This window comes from Mycobacterium lehmannii (assembly GCF_002245535.1).
Lineage (GTDB): Bacteria > Actinomycetota > Actinomycetes > Mycobacteriales > Mycobacteriaceae > Mycobacterium > Mycobacterium lehmannii.
In genome coordinates, this window is sequence record NZ_NKCN01000031.1 from 24,439 (window position 1) to 41,630 (window position 17,192).

The 17,192-nt window shown below is 66.0% G+C and carries 16 protein-coding genes; 13 read left to right on the forward strand and 3 right to left on the reverse strand.

Annotation, left to right across the window (positions count from 1 at the left end; genetic code table 11):
* Positions 1–34: 34 nt before the first annotated feature.
* A complete protein-coding gene (locus CEX87_RS24085; RefSeq protein WP_064395103.1) occupies positions 35–1,144 on the forward strand; it encodes a PLP-dependent cysteine synthase family protein in 1,110 nt (369 codons plus the stop codon).
* A complete protein-coding gene (locus tag CEX87_RS24090) occupies positions 1,141–2,403 on the forward strand; it encodes an MDR family MFS transporter (protein WP_064395147.1) in 1,263 nt (420 codons plus the stop codon). The genes CEX87_RS24085 and CEX87_RS24090 overlap by 4 nt, the downstream gene beginning before the upstream one ends.
* 25 nt (positions 2,404–2,428) lie before the next feature.
* Here CEX87_RS24090 and CEX87_RS24095 read toward each other — a convergent pair whose 3' ends face one another.
* The gene (locus tag CEX87_RS24095) at positions 2,429–2,893 is read right to left on the reverse strand and encodes a rhodanese-like domain-containing protein (protein WP_233151502.1); all 465 of its coding nucleotides are present in this window, start codon (positions 2,891–2,893) and stop codon (positions 2,429–2,431) included.
* 103 nt (positions 2,894–2,996) lie between these two features.
* Between CEX87_RS24095 and CEX87_RS24100 the strand changes: the two genes are divergently transcribed.
* The 3 genes from CEX87_RS24100 to CEX87_RS24110 all read left to right on the forward strand — a co-directional run bounded on the left by CEX87_RS24100 (position 2,997) and on the right by CEX87_RS24110 (position 6,768).
* Positions 2,997–3,710, forward strand: coding sequence for a DUF1326 domain-containing protein (locus CEX87_RS24100; protein ID WP_318255017.1), 714 nt, complete (start codon positions 2,997–2,999; stop codon positions 3,708–3,710).
* Positions 3,711–4,101: 391 nt separating this feature from the next.
* Entirely contained in the window at positions 4,102–6,372 is a 2,271-nt protein-coding gene (locus CEX87_RS24105; RefSeq protein ID WP_094289423.1) for a catalase, read from the forward strand.
* Positions 6,373–6,489: 117 nt separating this feature from the next.
* A complete protein-coding gene (locus CEX87_RS24110) occupies positions 6,490–6,768 on the forward strand; it encodes a DUF732 domain-containing protein (protein ID WP_064395100.1) in 279 nt (92 codons plus the stop codon).
* Between the two features lie 16 nt (positions 6,769–6,784).
* On the opposite strand, the gene CEX87_RS24115 is transcribed toward CEX87_RS24110, so the two are convergent.
* On the reverse strand, positions 6,785–7,639 hold the full coding sequence (locus tag CEX87_RS24115; protein ID WP_064395099.1) for an SDR family NAD(P)-dependent oxidoreductase: 855 nt from the start codon (positions 7,637–7,639) through the stop codon (positions 6,785–6,787).
* 140 nt (positions 7,640–7,779) lie between these two features.
* Here CEX87_RS24115 and CEX87_RS24120 point away from each other — a divergent pair, with 140 nt between their 5' ends.
* The gene (locus CEX87_RS24120; RefSeq protein WP_094289425.1) at positions 7,780–8,370 is read left to right on the forward strand and encodes a TetR/AcrR family transcriptional regulator; all 591 of its coding nucleotides are present in this window, start codon (positions 7,780–7,782) and stop codon (positions 8,368–8,370) included.
* A 13-nt stretch (positions 8,371–8,383) separates the two neighbouring features.
* Here the strand turns inward: CEX87_RS24120 and CEX87_RS24125 are convergent, their stop codons facing one another.
* Positions 8,384–9,412, reverse strand: coding sequence for a fused (3R)-hydroxyacyl-ACP dehydratase subunits HadA/HadB (locus CEX87_RS24125; RefSeq protein WP_094289426.1), 1,029 nt, complete (start codon positions 9,410–9,412; stop codon positions 8,384–8,386).
* 158 nt (positions 9,413–9,570) lie between these two features.
* Here CEX87_RS24125 and CEX87_RS24130 point away from each other — a divergent pair, with 158 nt between their 5' ends.
* From CEX87_RS24130 to CEX87_RS24160, 7 genes are all read left to right on the forward strand, one after another.
* The gene (locus CEX87_RS24130) at positions 9,571–10,572 is read left to right on the forward strand and encodes a glycoside hydrolase family 6 protein (protein WP_198957295.1); all 1,002 of its coding nucleotides are present in this window, start codon (positions 9,571–9,573) and stop codon (positions 10,570–10,572) included.
* A gap of 38 nt (positions 10,573–10,610) precedes the next feature.
* Positions 10,611–11,183, forward strand: a complete 573-nt coding sequence (locus CEX87_RS24135; protein WP_094289428.1) for a COG4315 family predicted lipoprotein — start codon at positions 10,611–10,613, stop codon at positions 11,181–11,183.
* Positions 11,184–11,240: 57 nt separating this feature from the next.
* Positions 11,241–12,071, forward strand: a complete 831-nt coding sequence (locus CEX87_RS24140) for an LLM class F420-dependent oxidoreductase (RefSeq protein WP_094289435.1) — start codon at positions 11,241–11,243, stop codon at positions 12,069–12,071.
* 174 nt (positions 12,072–12,245) lie between these two features.
* A complete protein-coding gene (locus tag CEX87_RS24145) occupies positions 12,246–13,451 on the forward strand; it encodes an acyl-CoA dehydrogenase family protein (RefSeq protein WP_064395094.1) in 1,206 nt (401 codons plus the stop codon).
* Entirely contained in the window at positions 13,444–14,619 is a 1,176-nt protein-coding gene (locus tag CEX87_RS24150; RefSeq protein ID WP_198957296.1) for an acyl-CoA dehydrogenase family protein, read from the forward strand. Before CEX87_RS24145 ends, CEX87_RS24150 begins: the two co-directional genes overlap by 8 nt.
* A 115-nt stretch (positions 14,620–14,734) precedes the next feature.
* Entirely contained in the window at positions 14,735–15,874 is a 1,140-nt protein-coding gene (locus tag CEX87_RS24155) for a glycoside hydrolase 5 family protein (RefSeq protein WP_064395092.1), read from the forward strand.
* A 130-nt stretch (positions 15,875–16,004) separates the two neighbouring features.
* A partial coding sequence (locus tag CEX87_RS24160; protein ID WP_094289431.1) for an HNH endonuclease signature motif containing protein occupies positions 16,005–17,192 on the forward strand: 1,188 nt, incomplete at its 3' end.

The following is a 17,192-nucleotide window of genomic DNA, read 5'->3' on the forward strand; positions in this document are numbered from 1 at the left end:
ACCTTTCGCGGCTCGACGCAGAAGCGATGCATCGATGAATCACGTTCTGACTGTTCACGCTCCTGACCTGCATGCCCCCGGCCAGAGATGCCTCGGTCGCTATGAGCGGCCGGGCACGCTGGTCGGTCACACTCCGGTGCTGCGCATCGCCGAACCGTTCACGTCGGCACACCTTGGGTTTTGGGCCAAGCTCGAAGGCTTCAGCCCCGGCGGCATGAAAGATCGCCCGGCCATGTTCATGGTGGAGCGGGCTCGCGCCAGCGGCGTCCTCCCTCCCGGTGGCCGTATAGTCGAATCCACCAGCGGCACATTGGGTTTAGGCCTAGCGCTCGCAGGAACCGTCTACCGGCACCCTGTCACCCTCGTCACCGACCCCGGCATGGAGCCGATCATCCAGCGGATGCTGCGGGCGTACGGCGCAGATGTGGACTTGGTGACCGAGCCGCATCCTGACGGTGGTTGGCAGCAGGCGCGCCGTGACCGGGTGCTGCAGGTTCTGGCCGCCGATGAGCACGCTTGGTATCCGGATCAGTACAACAATCCCGACAATGTCGACGCGTATCGCGGCTTGGCGCTGGAATTACAGGCTCAACTCGGCAAAGTCGACGTGCTGGTGTGCTCTGTCGGCACCGGAGGCCACTCGTCGGGAGTGGCTCGGGTATTGCGAGAGTTCAACCCAGACCTGCAATTGATCGGTGTCGACACGGTGGGCTCCACCATCTTCGGACAACCGGCGACAGCACGGCTCATGCGCGGTCTAGGGTCGAGCATCTATCCGCGAAACGTCGACTACGACGCTTTCAACGAGGTCCACTGGGTTGCCCCCGCCGAAGCGGTATGGGCTTGTCGCACATTGGCTGCCACCCACTATGCCAGCGGGGGATGGAGTGTCGGGGCGGTGGCGCTGGTCGCCGGCTGGGCAGCCCGTACCTATCCATCAGATATGACGATCGCTGCGGTCTTCCCCGACGGCCCGCAGCGCTACTTCGACACTGTCTACAACGACGATTTCTGCCGCCAGCACGGCCTCCTGGGCGGACCGCCTCCCACCGAACCGGCGGTCATCGACGAACCCACGCGACGTGTGGTGTCCTCGTGGACACGGTGCACCACGGTGGTGGATCCGGTGAGGACGACGCGATGAGGAGGATCGTCACCGAATTCCGCACTTTCGGATGGCCGAGCCGGCTGCTGATGATCAACCAATTCGGCATCAACCTCGGCTTCTACATGCTGATGCCGTACTTGGCCGGTTACCTGGCCGGACCGCTCGGGTTGGCCGCATGGGCCATCGGCCTGGTCCTGGGCGTGCGCAATTTCTCCCAGCAGGGCATGTTCATCGTCGGCGGAACATTGGCCGACCGCGTCGGGTACAAACCGCTCATCGTCGCCGGGTGCCTGCTGCGGACCGTCGGTTTCGGCCTGCTGGTCATTGCCGACTCACTACCGGCCATCCTGATCGCCTCAGCAGCAACGGGATTCGCCGGCGCGCTGTTCAATCCGGCAGTGCGCGCCTACCTCGCCGCCGACGCCGGACCGCGCCGCATCGAGGCCTTCGCGCTGTTCAACGTCTTTTACCAGGGCGGAATTCTCGCCGGCCCGCTGGTCGGCCTGGCTCTGATGGTTCTCGACTTCCGCATCGCTGCGACTGCGGCCGCCGCTGTCTTCGCGGCGTTGACCATTGCGCAACTCTTCGCGCTCCCTCATCACAACGCCACCCGGGACCAAGATGACTCGTCGATATTGGATGACTGGAGGACGGTTTTAGCCAATCGCTCCTTTCTGCTCTTCGCAGCGGCGATGATCGGTTCCTACGTGCTGTCTTTCCAGGTCTATCTCGCGTTACCGCTACAGGCCAAGGAACTGATGCCGGATGCCGAAGCACTCGTAGTGGCCGGTATTTTCGTAATCTCCGGGCTGATCGCGGTCGCGGGGCAGTTGAAGATAACCCGATGGTTCGCCAGTAGGTGGGGGTCTACACGTTCGCTGGTGACCGGCATGCTGATTCTCGCGTTGTCGTTCATGCCGATGGCCGCGCTGCCCGACAAAAGCCGTGCCGGCGAGATCGCAGCGTTGGCCGCACTTTTCGTCGGTGCTGCGGTACTGGCGGTCGGATCGGCCGCGGTGTTCCCATTCGAGATGGATACGGTGGTGTCGCTGGCCGGTGGCCGCTTGGTGGGAACCCATTACGGGTTTTACAACACGATCGTCGGAATCGGGATCCTGGCCGGCAATCTCGGCACAGGAACACTGATGCAGAAGGCAGCCGAAGCGGGAAGACCAGAGCTGACATGGATCGTGTTGACCATCATCGGCGTGACGGCGGCGTTAGTGCTCTACCGACTGGACCGGGCCGGCCGACTCCAACCGCGGGTGCCGCTCAACGCGGGCAAAATTCAGTAGCAAGCCGCGCCGCCACGGAGTGAGGTCAGATGCCGATAATCTGACGACCTTCGGCCTGCCAGGCGCGCATGCCCCCGCGGAGTTCGACGACATCGGTGTAGCCGAGATCGCTAAGCGCCTCGGCTGCAACGGTACTCATCGGGCCGGAGCGGCAGTAGACGGCCAGGGCGGTGTCGCGGTCGGCGGGGAGGCGGTTCGCTTGGGCGGCGATCTGGTCGAACGGAATCGACATGTCCGTGCCGGGGATGTCTCCCTCGAAGGGGACGTGGACATTCAGCGTTAACCGATCGGGTTCGTCGATCGCCGCGGCGAACTCGCCGGGCCCGAGAATCCGCGCGACGTTGGCGGGCTCGTATGGCGATGTGATGGCCGGGGGTCCGTCCACCGATACGCACGCGCTCACCGCCATCACGCCCGCGGCCGTCCATACCGCGGTGAGCAATTGTGGCCCCCACCGAACGATCATCGGGCGCCGAGTTGATCCGGTCATGCGCCCGAATATACCCCCCCGGGGTACTTGTGCGCCAGGGTCTCAGCGGTTACCCTGAGACCGGCTGTATACCCCCGGGGGGTATGAGAGAAGGGAACCCACTGTGTCCACGAATCCGACCGCTATCGACTGGCATCTGCGGGGCGACTGGTTTGATGTGTGCAGCTGTAAGTTGCCCTGCCCATGCAGTTTTGCTCAAGAACCCACGCACGGCGACTGCCTGTTCACTCTCGTCTGGCATATTCGGGAGGGCCATTACGGCGAGGCCGATCTCTCCGGGCTGAATGTGGTCTCTCTGGGGGAATTCACCGGGAACATGTGGGTCGGTGATCCGGACGCCATGATGAGGTTGATGTTCTATATCGACGCCGCCGCCGACGGAGTCCAGCGTCATGCGCTGGAGCGGATCTTCACCGGCAAGGAAGGCGGCTGGCCTGCCCAGTTTGCAAGTCTGATCGCTGATCTGCGGGGCATCGAATACGCACCTATCACGTTCGAATCCGCCGACGACCTGGCCCACTGGCGCGCCGAGATCCCCGCAAAGGTCGACGTGCGGGTTGTCGCGCTCACTGGTCCCACGTCCGATCCGAATCGGCGTGTCACCACCGTCAACGCTCCTGGCGCCGAGGTCGGTCCCGGGCAGGTCGCCACATGGGGCGTCGTCGGGCGTGATCACGCCGTCGGGTTCGAGTGGTCGCACGAGTACCACGGCGGCTCGAGTAAACACTTTCCCTTCGACTGGCGGCCCGATGGCCGTTACGCCGATGAGCGGGCAGCGACCCCAACCGAAGCATCACCATGCACGTGCCACACCTGAATCCGGTAAGAGGTGTGGGGCGATTTCGTCCGTGGGGGAACGCTCAGCGAAGCAGCGGCCCGTACAGGCACGTGGAGTATCTCCTGTCGCCCTAACCCGGTGGCGGACGCGGTCGTCGCGTCGGGGTTGCGACCCATACGAGTGAAGTCGCGCTCGGGTGTTGCGCCCCGTCGCGAAGTAGCAGCTCCAACCCAGGCGCGGCGGTGACAAGTGTGCGACGGCCCGCAACAACGTTCACCCGGCTCGCGGTCAAACATCGCATCGCGTCTCGTCACCTGAGTTCTGACACGTTTCAAGTACCCCCGTAGTGGAAACCCGCCGCCGCAAGCGGGCTCGGCGCGATTCGACAGTCGTTGGGTCCCGGAAACAACCCCGCGGGAGGAAAAGACCGATGGCGGACGACCGCGCACCCAAGGAAGCCGTCAAAGGCATCGTCGAGGAGGCCAAGGGCAAGGCCAAGGAAGCGGCCGGGGCGCTGATCGGGAACGAAGAGCTCAGGCGCGAGGGCAAGGCCGAACAACCCAATCCGTCGTACATTCCCGGTGCGCCAGGTCCGGAGGCCCCGTCGATCGACGAGCCGACGGCGCCGCGCGACCCACTGCCGCCCAAGGTCGATCAGGGTGCGCCCGAACTGCGAACGGCCACGGGTGCTCCCGCCGAGGGACCATTGACCGCCCGAGGCCAACAGGGTGCCTACCTCACCACCACGCAAGGCGCGCGGCTGTATGACACCGACCACTCCCTAAAGGCCGGCGAGCGCGGGCCGACTCTGTTGCAGGACCATCACCTTCGCGAGAAGATCACCCACTTCGACCACGAACGCATTCCGGAGCGGGTGGTGCACGCCCGCGGCGCCGGCGCGCATGGTGTGTTCCGCGGCAATGGGGCCGCCGAAAAGATCTGCAAGGCAGAGTTTTTGAAGTCCGGCGAGGAAACCGAGGTCTTCGTCCGCTTCTCGACGGTGCTCGGCAATCGCGGCTCGGCCGACACGGTGCGTGACACCCGCGGGTTCGCGACCAAGTTCTACACGAAGGAAGGCACCTTCGATCTCGTCGGTAACAACATCCCGGTGTTCTTCATCCAGGACGGCATCAAGTTCCCCGACGTCGTGCACGCCGCCAAGCCGCATCCGGACCGCGAGATCCCGCAGGCCCAAAGCGCGCACGACACCTTCTGGGATTTCGTGTCGCTGCACACCGAAGCCCAGGCGCACACCATGTGGAACATGTCCGACCGTGGGATCCCGCGGTCCTACCGGATGATGGAGGGCTTCGGAGTCCACACCTTCCGGTTGATCGGGTCGGACGGATCGACGTCGCTCGTGAAGTTCCACTGGAAGCCGCGACTCGGGGTGCACTCCCAGGTCTGGGAGGAGGCGCAGATCACCGCCGGGGTGGATCCCGACTTCCATCGCCGCGACCTCGCGGACGCGATCGAGAAGGGCGTCTACCCCGAGTGGGATCTCGGCGTGCAGGTCTTCCCAGACACGCCGGAGCAGATGTTCGAGGGCATCGACCTGCTCGACCCCACGAAGATCGTGCCGGAGGAACTGGCCCCGGTGCAGGTCATCGGAACGATGCAGCTCAACCGCAACGTGACGAACTTCTTCGCCGAAACCGAGCAGGTCGCTTTCCATCCCGGCCACCTGGTGCCCGGTATCGACATCACCGACGACCCGCTGCTTCAGGCGCGGCTGTTCTCGTACCTCGACACCCAGATCACCAGGCTGGCGGGTCCGAACTTCAGCCACATCCCGATCAACCGGCCGCACGCTCCGGTCAACGACATGTTCCGCGACGGGTTCCACCAGAGCGGCGTGCATCCCGGTGTGGCGCCGTACAAGCCGAACTCCCTCGACGGCGGTTGCCCGTTCCTCGCGGGGGCGGATACCGGCGCGTTCATCGAGGTGCCGACCGTCGTTCCCGAATCGACGAAACGCCGCGACGCCCCGGCCACCTACGACGACCACTTCAGCCAGGTGACGCAGTTCTACCGCAGCCTGAGCGCGGTCGAACAGGAGCACGTCGCCGAGGCGTACACCTTCGAACTCGGCAAGTGCTACGAGCAGGCGGTCAAGGAGCGCCAACTGGTGGCGCTGGCGAACATCGACCCCGAACTGTGCGCGAAGGTGGCCGAGGGGTTGGGCCTCGAGGCGCCGGCTCCCACCGTGGTCCCCGCGGACCCTGAGGTGCTCAGTCCCGCGTTGTCGCAAGTTGGACAGGAGTGGCCGGTCGAGGGCCGCCAGATCGGCATACTCACGGGTCCGGACTCCGATCTCGCCGGTGTGGCGGCCGCCGTCGCCGCGATCGCGAACGCCAAGAACGTGCCGTTCGTGGTCGGCACGCACGGCGGCACCCTCGAGCATGACGGTGGTGCCATTCCCATCTCGCGCACCTATGCCACCGCTCGTTCGGTGGAGTTCGACGCGATACTCATCGCGGGGTCGCCGGCCAACGCGAAGGCGAAAACGATCGTCGACGAGATGTTCCGACACCACAAGGCGATCGCGATGCTGCCCGAGGGGACCGAGCTTGCTGGCACCGTAGCGGTTCCGACCGATGGGCCCGGGCTGTTCTCCGGCTCCGACACGGCGACCCTGGTGCAGTCACTGCTCAACGCGCTCGGCCAACACCGGGTGTGGAATCGGGTGGTCCTGCCCTGACGGACGCGCGAAGCCAGCCGCGGCGCTGAACGAGGTTTGCTGAAAGCGCCACGGGTGCATCGTCGCGGGCATACCATCGACCTGCCTGAGCAAGGGATCCGTCGATGGAGGTTCGACATGTTTCCCGTGATGCGCCTTGGAGCCGGACTCGCGACCCTCGCAGTCGTCTTGGCCGCACCGGCCGGTGCGACCGAGGACGAATTCGTGCGTGACCTTCAACCCCGGTATTCATTCCTGACCGCGGAGGAGTTGCTCACGCAGGGCTACCGGGCCTGCGCCGCCACCAGCGTCGGTGTCCTGGCGCCGGATGCGGTCAATATGATCAGCGCCGACCTCGGCATCTCGACGGGCGCGGCGATGGACATCGTCAGCCGCGCGCTACTCCGGCTCTGCTGAAACGCGCGGCCCCGCGTCACCGCACCAGGGTGGCCCCACCATCCAGGCGGATCTGTTGTCCGGTCATGAACCGTGATTCGTCGGCGAGCAGATACAGGGCGGCATACGCCGATTCCCATACGCTGCCGCGGCCCATCTTCAGCTTGACGACCTCGCTGTGCCGTTCGGTCGCCTCGTCGGCGTTCAATCCGAACAACGACTGCGACTCCCGGTTGGCCAGCACGGAGTCGATGGGACCCAACATCAATGTGTTGACCCGGATTCCGGCTTCGGCGAACTGAACGGCGGCCAGTTCGGTGATGTGATTCAGACCGCTTTTGCCCAGTGCGTAGGGCATGATGCCGATGTTCAGCCCGAGCTCGTTCTTGACGCTGGCGATCGACGAGATGTTGACGATGCTTCCGGTGGTGTCGCCGGGATTCCTCTCCATGCATTGGGCGGCAAAGAGATTGCAGTGGTAGCAGCCGAGCATGTTGACGTTGATGCCGTAGTTGAAGTTCTCGACGGTCATCGAGTTCGAGTCGAAGTCGAACGGGGGATTGGTGGCGGCGCTGTAGACCATCCCGTCCACACGGCCGCTGCTCGCCATCGCCGTGTCGAAGATGTTCTGGCAGTCGCCTTTGTCGGCGACATCGGCTTCGACGGCGTAGGCCCGGCCGCCTTCGGCGGTGATCATCTCAACTGTTTCCTGCACCGCCGTGGGGTTCAGGTCGACGGCCACGATCTCTGCGCCGTGGCGCGCGGCCAGAATCGAGATGGCGCGTCCGTTCCCCATGCCGGGGCCGGCGCTCTGCCCGGCACCCACGACGACGACGACTTTGCCGGACAGGTCGAACGCCGTGCGATCCCTTCGGTCAAAGTCGGTTGACATGGTTCTCCTCGTTGCGGGTTTCGGGGCGGGTCCGCCTGACCAATCGTAAAGGCAACTCCTGACCAACCGTACAGCAGTCTCCTGTACGACTGGTCAGCTAGAGTGGGCGGTTGAAAGTAATCCGACAGAGAGACATCTGTGTGAGCGAGCACTCCTCGGAGGCCGGTCCGACCAGGCAACGCCTCATCGACGTGGCGATCGAGTTGTTCAAACAACACAGCGTCGCAGGCACGTCGCTGCAGATGATCTCTGAAGAGCTAGGGCTTACCAAGTCCGCCATCTACCACCACTTCCGCACCCGCGACGAACTCCTGACCGCGGTGATGGAACCGCTCATCGGTGAGGTCGCCGCGATCGTCGCCGCAGCCGACGCTCAGCGCTCAGCCCGTGCTCGCGCCGACCGTCTGCTGTGTGGATACGCCGCGCTGGCGGCCGCGAATCGTGAACTGATACCGCTGTTCACCGGAGACCCAACCGTCGCCGCATTGCTGCGGGCACGGACGGATTGGGCCGCGGTCGTCGACCGTCAGATGGGCCTGCTCGCGGATGTGGAACCCGGGTTGGCCGGTCAGGTGAAAGCGGCGCTCGTGATGTCGGGGATCGCCTCCGCCGCGGGCGTCGACTACGGCGACGTCGACGAGGACACACTGCGCGAGAAGCTGATCGCTGCCGGTCGCCGCACACTCGGATTGCGGACGCCACCGGGGCGCGACGCGCGGCCCAACAGCTGAGCCGTGCCGAGTCTCAGCGGAAGCGGATGTTCATCGTCGCCAGGCCGAAGATCTTCTTCCCCGCGGATCGCGCCGCCACCACGATCACACCCGATCGGGTCGCCGGATCCAGCGACTTGATCCTGCCGCTGAACTCGATGTCAGCGCCTTCCTCGGCGGAGACGATCGCGGGTGCGGACAGCCGGACCGCGTAGCGGGTCACCGCTCCCGGGTCGCCCGACCAGGCCGAGACGAATCCGGCACCGAGGCCCATGGTGAGCATGCCGTGGGCGATGACGTCGGGTAGTCCGGCCAGCTTGGCGATGTCCTCGTCCCAGTGGATCGGGTTGGCGTCCCCGGCGACGCCGGCGTAGTTGACCAGATCGCCGCGGGACAACCGGGTGTGGCGCACCGGGAGCTCGTCGCCGACCTTCACCTCGTCGAACGACGGTGTGCCCGGTCGGCGGTCCGAACCGTCGGCGATTCGGACCTCGCCCTCGGGCCGGACAGTCTTCTCGTATGTGCCGTCGGCTCCGCTGACCGCGAAGATGTCTACGTCGTGCATCATCTTGGCGTGAACGGCGGTCATGATGTCCGGATCCACGTCTTCGCTGGTCAGCCCTACCACGGTGGTGTGCAGGGTGTGCACCCGCTCGCCTGCGGTGTCGGTGAAGGTGTTGGTGACGGTGATCAGATCCCGCCCTGCGATCCTGCGCACCGACGTCAACTCGACGTCGATGACCAGCTCGTCGCCGGCCACCATCGGGCGGTGCTGCTCGAAGACCTCTTCGGTCTGCAGGTAGGTGTCGTAACCGACGACCACCTGCTCGAACATGCGGCGGTTACACGACATGGCCGGGGCCGACGTGAACGTCAGCGGTGCCACCAGACCCGAATATCCCAGCTCAGCGGCCGCTTCGACGTCCCAGTGCGCGGGGTGGTAGTCCTGCACAGCGCGGGCGTATTCGCGCACCTTCTCGCGGCCGATGAGATAGGGGTCGGCCATCCGGTACCAATGGCCGATCCGCGCTTCGATAGCCGACGTTTCAGGTGCTGCGGTCATAGATCTGCTCATCTTTTCTGCCGGTTTGTCGGTAAGGCCGACCCCAGCACACTAACGCGCGCAAACCTCGAACCCTCGCCGAGCATGGCCGCAGGCTGCACAGTCGGTTACCAGGGCCGGATTGGCGAGGCCGATCAAGAGCCATTAATTTCCCTGGGGTGATGTCCTCAGCTGTTCGCGCCGTCTCGCGATTGACCGCACCCGTGCTCACCGTGGCGGTCGTCGCCTCCGCGGGGCTCCCCGCCGGCCCGGTGTTGCAGGGCCCGGCGCCGACGGTGCGCTTGGCCAGCGAGGGCAACCCGTTGGCGGGTAAGCCCTTCTACGTCAACCCGACGTCCAAGGCGATGCGCGCCGCGCAAGCTGCGGACCCGCCCAGCCCCGAACTGTCCGCGGTCGCCAACACCCCGCAGGCCTATTGGCTGGTGCCGGGCTCGTCGGCGTCGACGGTGGCGAAATACGCGGGCGACGCGCAGGCCGCCGGTGCCCTACCGGTGTTCGCCATCTACGGGATTCCCCACCGCGACTGCGGAAGCTTCGCCGCGGGAGGGCACGGATCCGGTGAGGCCTATCGGCAGTGGATCGACGGCATTGCCGCCGACATCGGCCCGGTGCCCGCGGTGGTCATCGTCGAACCCGACGCGCTCGCCATGGCCGACTGCCTGTCCGGGGATCAGCGTCAGGAACGTTTCGACCTGATCCGCTACGCCGTGGACACGCTGACCCGTAACCCGTCGACCGCGGTGTACGTCGACGCGGGCCACCTGCGCTGGCACAGCCCGGAGGAGATGGCGTCTCGGCTCAACCAGGCCGGCGTCGCCGGCGCGCGGGGATTCAGCCTCAACGTTGCGAACTTCTTCACCACCGAAGATGAAATCGGTTACGGCGAAGCGATCTCGGGCCTGACGAACGGTAAGCACTACGTGATCGACACGTCCCGCAATGGGAACGGTCCGGCGGAGGGCGAGCTCTATTGGTGCAATCCCAGCGGACGGGCTCTGGGCGTCGCGCCCACTACGGCCACTGCGGGTCCGCACGCCGACGCCTATCTGTGGGTCAAGCGGCCCGGCGAATCCGACGGGACATGCGGCAAGGGTGACCCGCCCGCCGGTGATTTCGTCAACCAGTACGTGATCGAGTTGGCGCGCAACGCGGGCCGCTGACACGTTTGAGCGCTGACAACGAAGGAAATGGATTGATCATGCCCTCGCCACGAACGTCGCCGACGTGCGCCTCGATCCTGATGGTCAGCCTGATGGTGCTGTCCGGATGCGCCGCGCTCGAGAACAAGGAGACCCACAGTACGGCGACGGCAGAGTCCGGCACCCAGACGCCGTTGGCCGCTCCGCGCACCGAGCCGCGCACCCCGGCACCGAATCCACCCCCGTCGGTCGAGCGCAAGCTGCCGATCGGGGATGTCTCGCTCGGGATCGACGACCGCGGCGACCTCGGGCAGATCATCGTCGACAGCACCGGGCGCACGCTGTACGTCTTCTCGCAGGACGCTCTGAACGAACCGACGTGCTACGGCGAATGCGCCGACACCTGGCTGCCACTGTTGGCGGACGCCGATCCGGCCGGCGGCGTCGGCATCGACGTGGCGTCGGCCAGGACGGTGCCGCGTCGCGACGGCCGCGAGCAGGTGACGTACCGCGGCCATCCCCTCTATCGCTATGCGGGCGATCAGACCGACAGGGACGCCAACGGGCAGGGTCTCGACATGTTCGGCGGGGAATGGCATGTGCTTACCAAGTTCGGTGAACCGCTGGCCTGAGGAATAGCCGCGTCGTTCGCCGGTGTTGGCATGCGCATCGACGGAAGCGAGAGCGGCATGGACTTCGGGATTTCGACATTCGTCAATGACGACACCATCGACACTGTGTCGTTGGCCCGCGCCATCGAGGAGCGGGGCTTTCACGCACTCGTGGTCGCCGAGCACACCCACATACCGGCCAGCAGACAGTCGCCGTATCCGATGGGCGGGGACCTGCCGAAGGTCTACTACCGGACCCTGGATCCGTTCGTGACGCTGGCCGCGGCAGCCGCGGTGACGACGAAGATCCAACTGGTCACCGGGATTGCGCTGTTGATCCAGCGCGATCCGATCACCACCGCCAAGGAGGCGGCCAGCATCGACGTGATCTCGGATGGCCGGTTCGTGTTCGGTGTGGGTGCGGGGTGGAACATCGAGGAGTTGCGCCACCACGGCACCGACCCCAAGACCCGCGGTGCGCTGCTGGATGAACGCATCGAGGCGATCAAAGCGCTGTGGACCAATGAACCCGCCGAGTATCACGGACGCTTCGTCGACTTCGACTCCTCGTTCCTGCGTCCCAAACCGGTGCGGAAACCGCATCCACCCATCGTGGTCGGCGGCGACTCCGATGCCACGGTCAAGCGGGTGATCCGTCATGGAGCCGGCTGGATCTCCAATCCACTGCCGGTCGAGAGGCTCGCCAAACGCATCGACCAGATGCGCGAGGGTGCGGGCCACGACGTCCCGTTGACGACCTTCGGGACGCCTGCGAATCCGGATTATTGGCGCGCGCTCGAGGACCTCGGCTACCGGCAGGTGAACCTGCTGCTACCCACGAAACCGCGCGATGAGTCGGTGCGGCTGCTCGACGACTACGCGGACAAGGTGGCCAAGTACCGCGGCTAAGTCAGCACGGCTAAGTCAGCACGGCTAAGTCAGCGCGAGCGACCGCGTCTGCACGGCGACACGCCGTAACGAGAGGTACAAAGGCGGTCGCTCGCACACGCCAAGCGCCCAAGCAGAGCCCGAATTGAGGAGCCCGCCGATTCTCGACGCGCGTCGAGTTTCTATCGTGACTGCATGAGCAATGACGCTGATGCCGGTCGGGTCGCCGAACTGGCGCGCGGGGTCGTCGCCGACCACGACCCGAAGAGCGTGCCGATTCCCGAATTCCTCGGCGCGTGCTACGACGCCGGTCTGACCTGGGTGCACTTTCCCGAAGGCCTCGGTGGGCTCGGGGTGTCCCGCGGTTTGCAGGCCGTCGCCGACCGCATCCTGCAGGGCGCGGGCGGCCCGGTGCCCCTCGGGCTCAACCCGATGGGCTACGGCATGGCCGCGCCGACCATCCGCGAACACGCCCAGACCGAGGACGTCAAACGAAATTGGTTGCGCCCGTTGGCAACCACCGACGACCTGTGGTGCCAGTTGTTCTCCGAGCCGGGCGCAGGCTCCGACTTGGCCGGGCTTGCGACATCGGCCGTGCGTGACGGAGACGACTGGGTCATCAACGGTCAGAAGGTGTGGACCAGCCTCGCGCACCGAGCGCGCTGGGGACTGCTGCTCGCGCGCACCAATCCCGATGTGCCCAAGCACAAGGGCCTGACGTACTTCGTCATCGACATGCACGGGGCCGGTGTCGAGACGCGACCGCTACGCCAGATGACGGGCCAGGCCGAGTTCAACGAGGTCTACTTCAGCGACGCCCGCATCCCGGACAAGCACCGCCTCGGCGAGGTCGACAACGGCTGGGCCGTCGCGATGACGACGCTGATGAACGAACGCACCGCACTCGGCGGCAGTGGCAGCAGGCGCGGCGCAGGCACCATCGCCGATGCGACCGGGCTGTGGGCATCGCGACCCGAGCGCCACACCCCGGTGCTGCGGGACCGGCTCACACAGCTGTGGCTGCGCTCGGAGGCGCAACGGCTCACCTCCGAACGCTCACGCGCGGCCGCGACGGTCGGCGGACCCGGCCCGGAGGGGTCGGTCGGCAAGTTGGTCGGCGCCGAGCTCAACCAGGACATCTACCAGTGGTGCATGGATTTCCTTGGCCCCGAGGGAATTCTGTACCACGGCTATCAGCAGGGTAGCGGGCACACGGTCGCAAAAAGGGACAGCGACTGGCAGGGGCCCATCCAGCAGCGGTACCTGCGGAGCAGGGCCAACACCATCGAAGGCGGTACGTCTGAGGTGATGCGGAACATCCTCGGGGAACGCATCCTTGGACTGCCCGGCGACCTGCGTGCCGACGCCGGCATGCCATGGAAGGAGATTCCCCGTGGTTGACAGCCCAGCCTCGCAGGCCGAGTACAAATTCACCGAAGAACAGGGCCAATTACGCGATGCGGTGCGCAAGTTCAGCGCAGAACACTTCTCCGAAGAGACCGTCCGCGGGTTGATGGAGTCCGACCCGCCGTTCGATCCCAAGGTCTGGGCCCGACTCGGCGGCGAGCTCGGCGTGCTCGGTCTGTCGGTGCCCGAGGCCGACGGAGGTGTCGGCGGAACGCTCATCGATCAGGCCGTGGCCATCGAGGAGCTCGGGGCACGGTTGGCGTGTGGGCCGCTGTTCGGCACGGTGTACCTGGCGATCCCGGCCCTCGTGGCCGCCTCGTCAGGGCCGGTGCGCGACGAGCTGCTCGGCGACCTCGTCGAGGGTCGGCGCACAGCGGCGTTCGCCGTGGTGGACCGCGCCGGCACGTTCGATCCGGACGCCGTCTCGGTGTCGGCTTCCGGAGATGCGTTGACAGGCACGGTGACTCAGGTCGTCGATGGCGGCATCGCCGACGTCCTGTTGGTCGCCGCGCGTGACGGTGACGCCGTCGCCTTGTATGCCGTCGACGGCACCGCCGACGGAGTGCAGCGCACACCGCTGGCCACGCTCGACCTCACCCGCTCCGAGGCGAACGTAACGTTCACCGATGCGCCTGCCCGCGTGATCGCCGGGGCCGAGGAAGCCACCCGGGTCATCGACCATGCGCTGCAGGTCGGTGCGGCGCTGCTTGCCGTGGAGCAGGTGGGCGCGGCTCAGCATCTGCTCGACCTGTCAGTGGATTATGCGAAGTCGCGGTTGCAGTTCGGCAGGCCGATCGGGTCGTTCCAAGCGGTCAAGCACCGGCTCGCGAACCTGCTCGTCGACGTCGAGCACGCGAGGTCGGCTGCCTATCATGCGATCTGGGCGCTGGCGGACGGATCCGACGATCCTGCACTGGCCACCAGCATCGCCCAGGCGGTCTGCTCGGGCGCCCTGACCCACGTCGCCAACGACACCATTCAGGTGCACGGTGGCATCGGGTTCACCTGGGAACACCAGGCCCATCTCTATTACAAGCGCGCCGCGACGAACGCGGTTCTGCTGGGCAGCACCGAGGAGCACAGGGACCGGGTCGCGGCGATGGTGCTCGACGGCGCGGAGGCCGAGCGGGTGCCGCGGGTCGCCGACGGGCTGACCGTCTGAGCCTGTCTCGTCACGGTGACTTGCGTCACCTGATTGATAACGATTCGAAACCTGTTGCGTTGCAAGATGAGACACGAGGACCGAACAGCTCGGGTGTGAACACTATGTTCACAAGGTGCGCCGGCGAACCGCCCTCAAACTCCCGCTGTACCTCGCAGCCGCCGCGGCGCTGACCAAGCTGCCGTCCGCCGCTGCGGCCGAGACGGGGCGGTGGTCGGCTGACCGCGCCAACGCCTGGTATGGGGAGCAGGGCTGGCTGCTGGGCGCCAACTATGTCACTTCGAATGCAGTCAACCAGCTCGAGATGTTCCAGGCGGGCACCTACGATCCGCGCCGTATCGCCGGTGAGCTCAGCGTGGCCAGGCGGATCGGGATGAACACCATGCGGGTGTTCCTGCACGACCAGCTATGGGCGGCGGACCGAGCCGGATTCAGCCAGCGGCTGTCCCAGTTCGTCTCCATCGCGGCAAGCCACAACATCAAACCGCTGTTCGTGCTGTTCGACTCGTGCTGGGATCCGTTGCCCAAGGCCGGCCCCCAACGCGCGCCGATCAAGGGAGTGCACAACTCGGGCTGGGTGCAAAGCCCCGGCGCTCACCGCCTGGAGGATCCGGCCTACACCCGCGTGCTGCAGAGCTATGTCACCGGCGTGGTCGGCCAGTTCCGCAACGATCCGCGTGTTCTCGGGTGGGACGTGTGGAACGAGCCGGACAACCCCGCGAAGGACTACCGCAAGGTCGAGCACGCGGACAAGCTGAAGCTGGTCACGGCGTTCCTGCCGCACGTGTTCCAGTGGGTGCGAGCGGTCAAGCCGATTCAGCCGTTGACCAGTGGCGTGTGGCAGGGCCATTGGCGCGACCCCGGCAGCCGCAGTGAGATCGCCAGCCTGCAGCTCGAGCTTTCCGACATCATCAGCTTCCATAGCTACGCTGAACCGTCCGAGTTCGAGGACCGCATCGACGAGCTCGCCCCGCTGGGCCGGCCGATCCTGTGCACCGAGTACCTCGCCCGCAACCTTGGCAGCACGGTCGAGGGCATCCTGCCGATTGCCAAGCGACGCAACGTCGGTGCCTACAACTGGGGCTTCGTCGCGGGGCGGACGCAGACGTACCTTCCGTGGGACTCCTGGAACGATCCGTACACGACGCTTCCGGAGACGTGGTTCAGCGATCTGATCCACCCCGACGGTCGGGCGCACGACGACAACGAGATCCGTTTCATCCAGAAGCTCGCCGGGTTGAGCGCCGCAAGCTAGATCCGCATCGGCGCGTACGGCTTTGCCGGAATCGGGTCGGTGGCGGAAGTTTTCGGCATTCGAGACCCAATTTTGGCTGGGTGGATGGTGGGCGGCGAGATTTGTCGGTGGGGGGTGTCATGATGCGGTTATGACGTTGACCGCACCCGGGCAGGCCCAGGAGTTGTCGCCCGATGAGCGGCTGGGCGCGCAGTTCGCTGCGCTGGAGGAGTTGGCCGGTCAACGCAACGCCATCGATGGGCGCATCGTGGACATCGTCGCCCAGATCGAGCGGGAGGGGGCGTGGGGGGCTACCGGTGCGCGCTCGGTCAAAGCGTTGGTGGCCTGGAAGCTGGGCCTGTCCGATACCACCGCCAAAGCGATCACCGCTATCGCGCAGCGCATCGAGGAGTTCCCCCGCTGCACCACGGAACTGCGTGAGGGCCGGCTGTCGCTGGATCAGGTCGGGGTGATCGCCCAGCGCGCCGCCACCGGATCTGATGAGCACTATGCGCAGCTGGCGTCGGTGGCCACCGTCAGCCAGCTGCGCTTTGCGATCAAACTCGAACCGCGCCCTGAGCCCGAACGTCCCGCACCTTCCCCCGAACCGTCGCTGACCAAAACCGTCGGCGAGCAGTCCACCACCTACCGCATCACCCTGCCCACCCTGGAGGCGGCCAAGTTCGATGCCGCCCTGCAGTCCCACCGCGACGCGCTGATCAACGAGCACATCAGCGATCACGGCCCCGACACAGACGGCGACACGCACGAACGCCGCGAGCGACTCGGCGACCTGCGCCGCCAACCGCCGTTCCCCAGCCTGGGTGATGCGTTCATGCGCCTGGTGGACGCCGGCTGGGACACCGAGGTGGCCCGGCGCCCCCACGGCCAAGACACCACCGTGATCGTGCACTTCGATGTCGACAAGCCCGCCGCCTGGCCGCATCTGGGCCCGGTGCTCTCGGAGGCCGATCGGCGACTGTTGTTGTGCGATACCGGCTGCGAGATCTGGCTCGAACGAAACGGCCAACCCCTCGGGGCCGGGCGCACCACGCGGGTGATCAGCCGGCGCCTGCGCCGAGCCCTCGAGCACCGCGACCGCACCTGCCGAGTGCCCGGCTGCGGAGCCACCCGCGGGCTGCACGCTCATCACCTCGTGCACTGGGAAGACGGCGGGCCCACCGAACTGGACAACCTCGTGCTGGTCTGCCCCTATCATCACCGGCTGCACCACAGTGGCGAGATCACCATCACCGGACCCGCCCACCAACTACGCGTCACCACCCGCGAGGGCGAACCACTTGACCCCGGATCGCTGGCGCGTACACCCACCCAACCC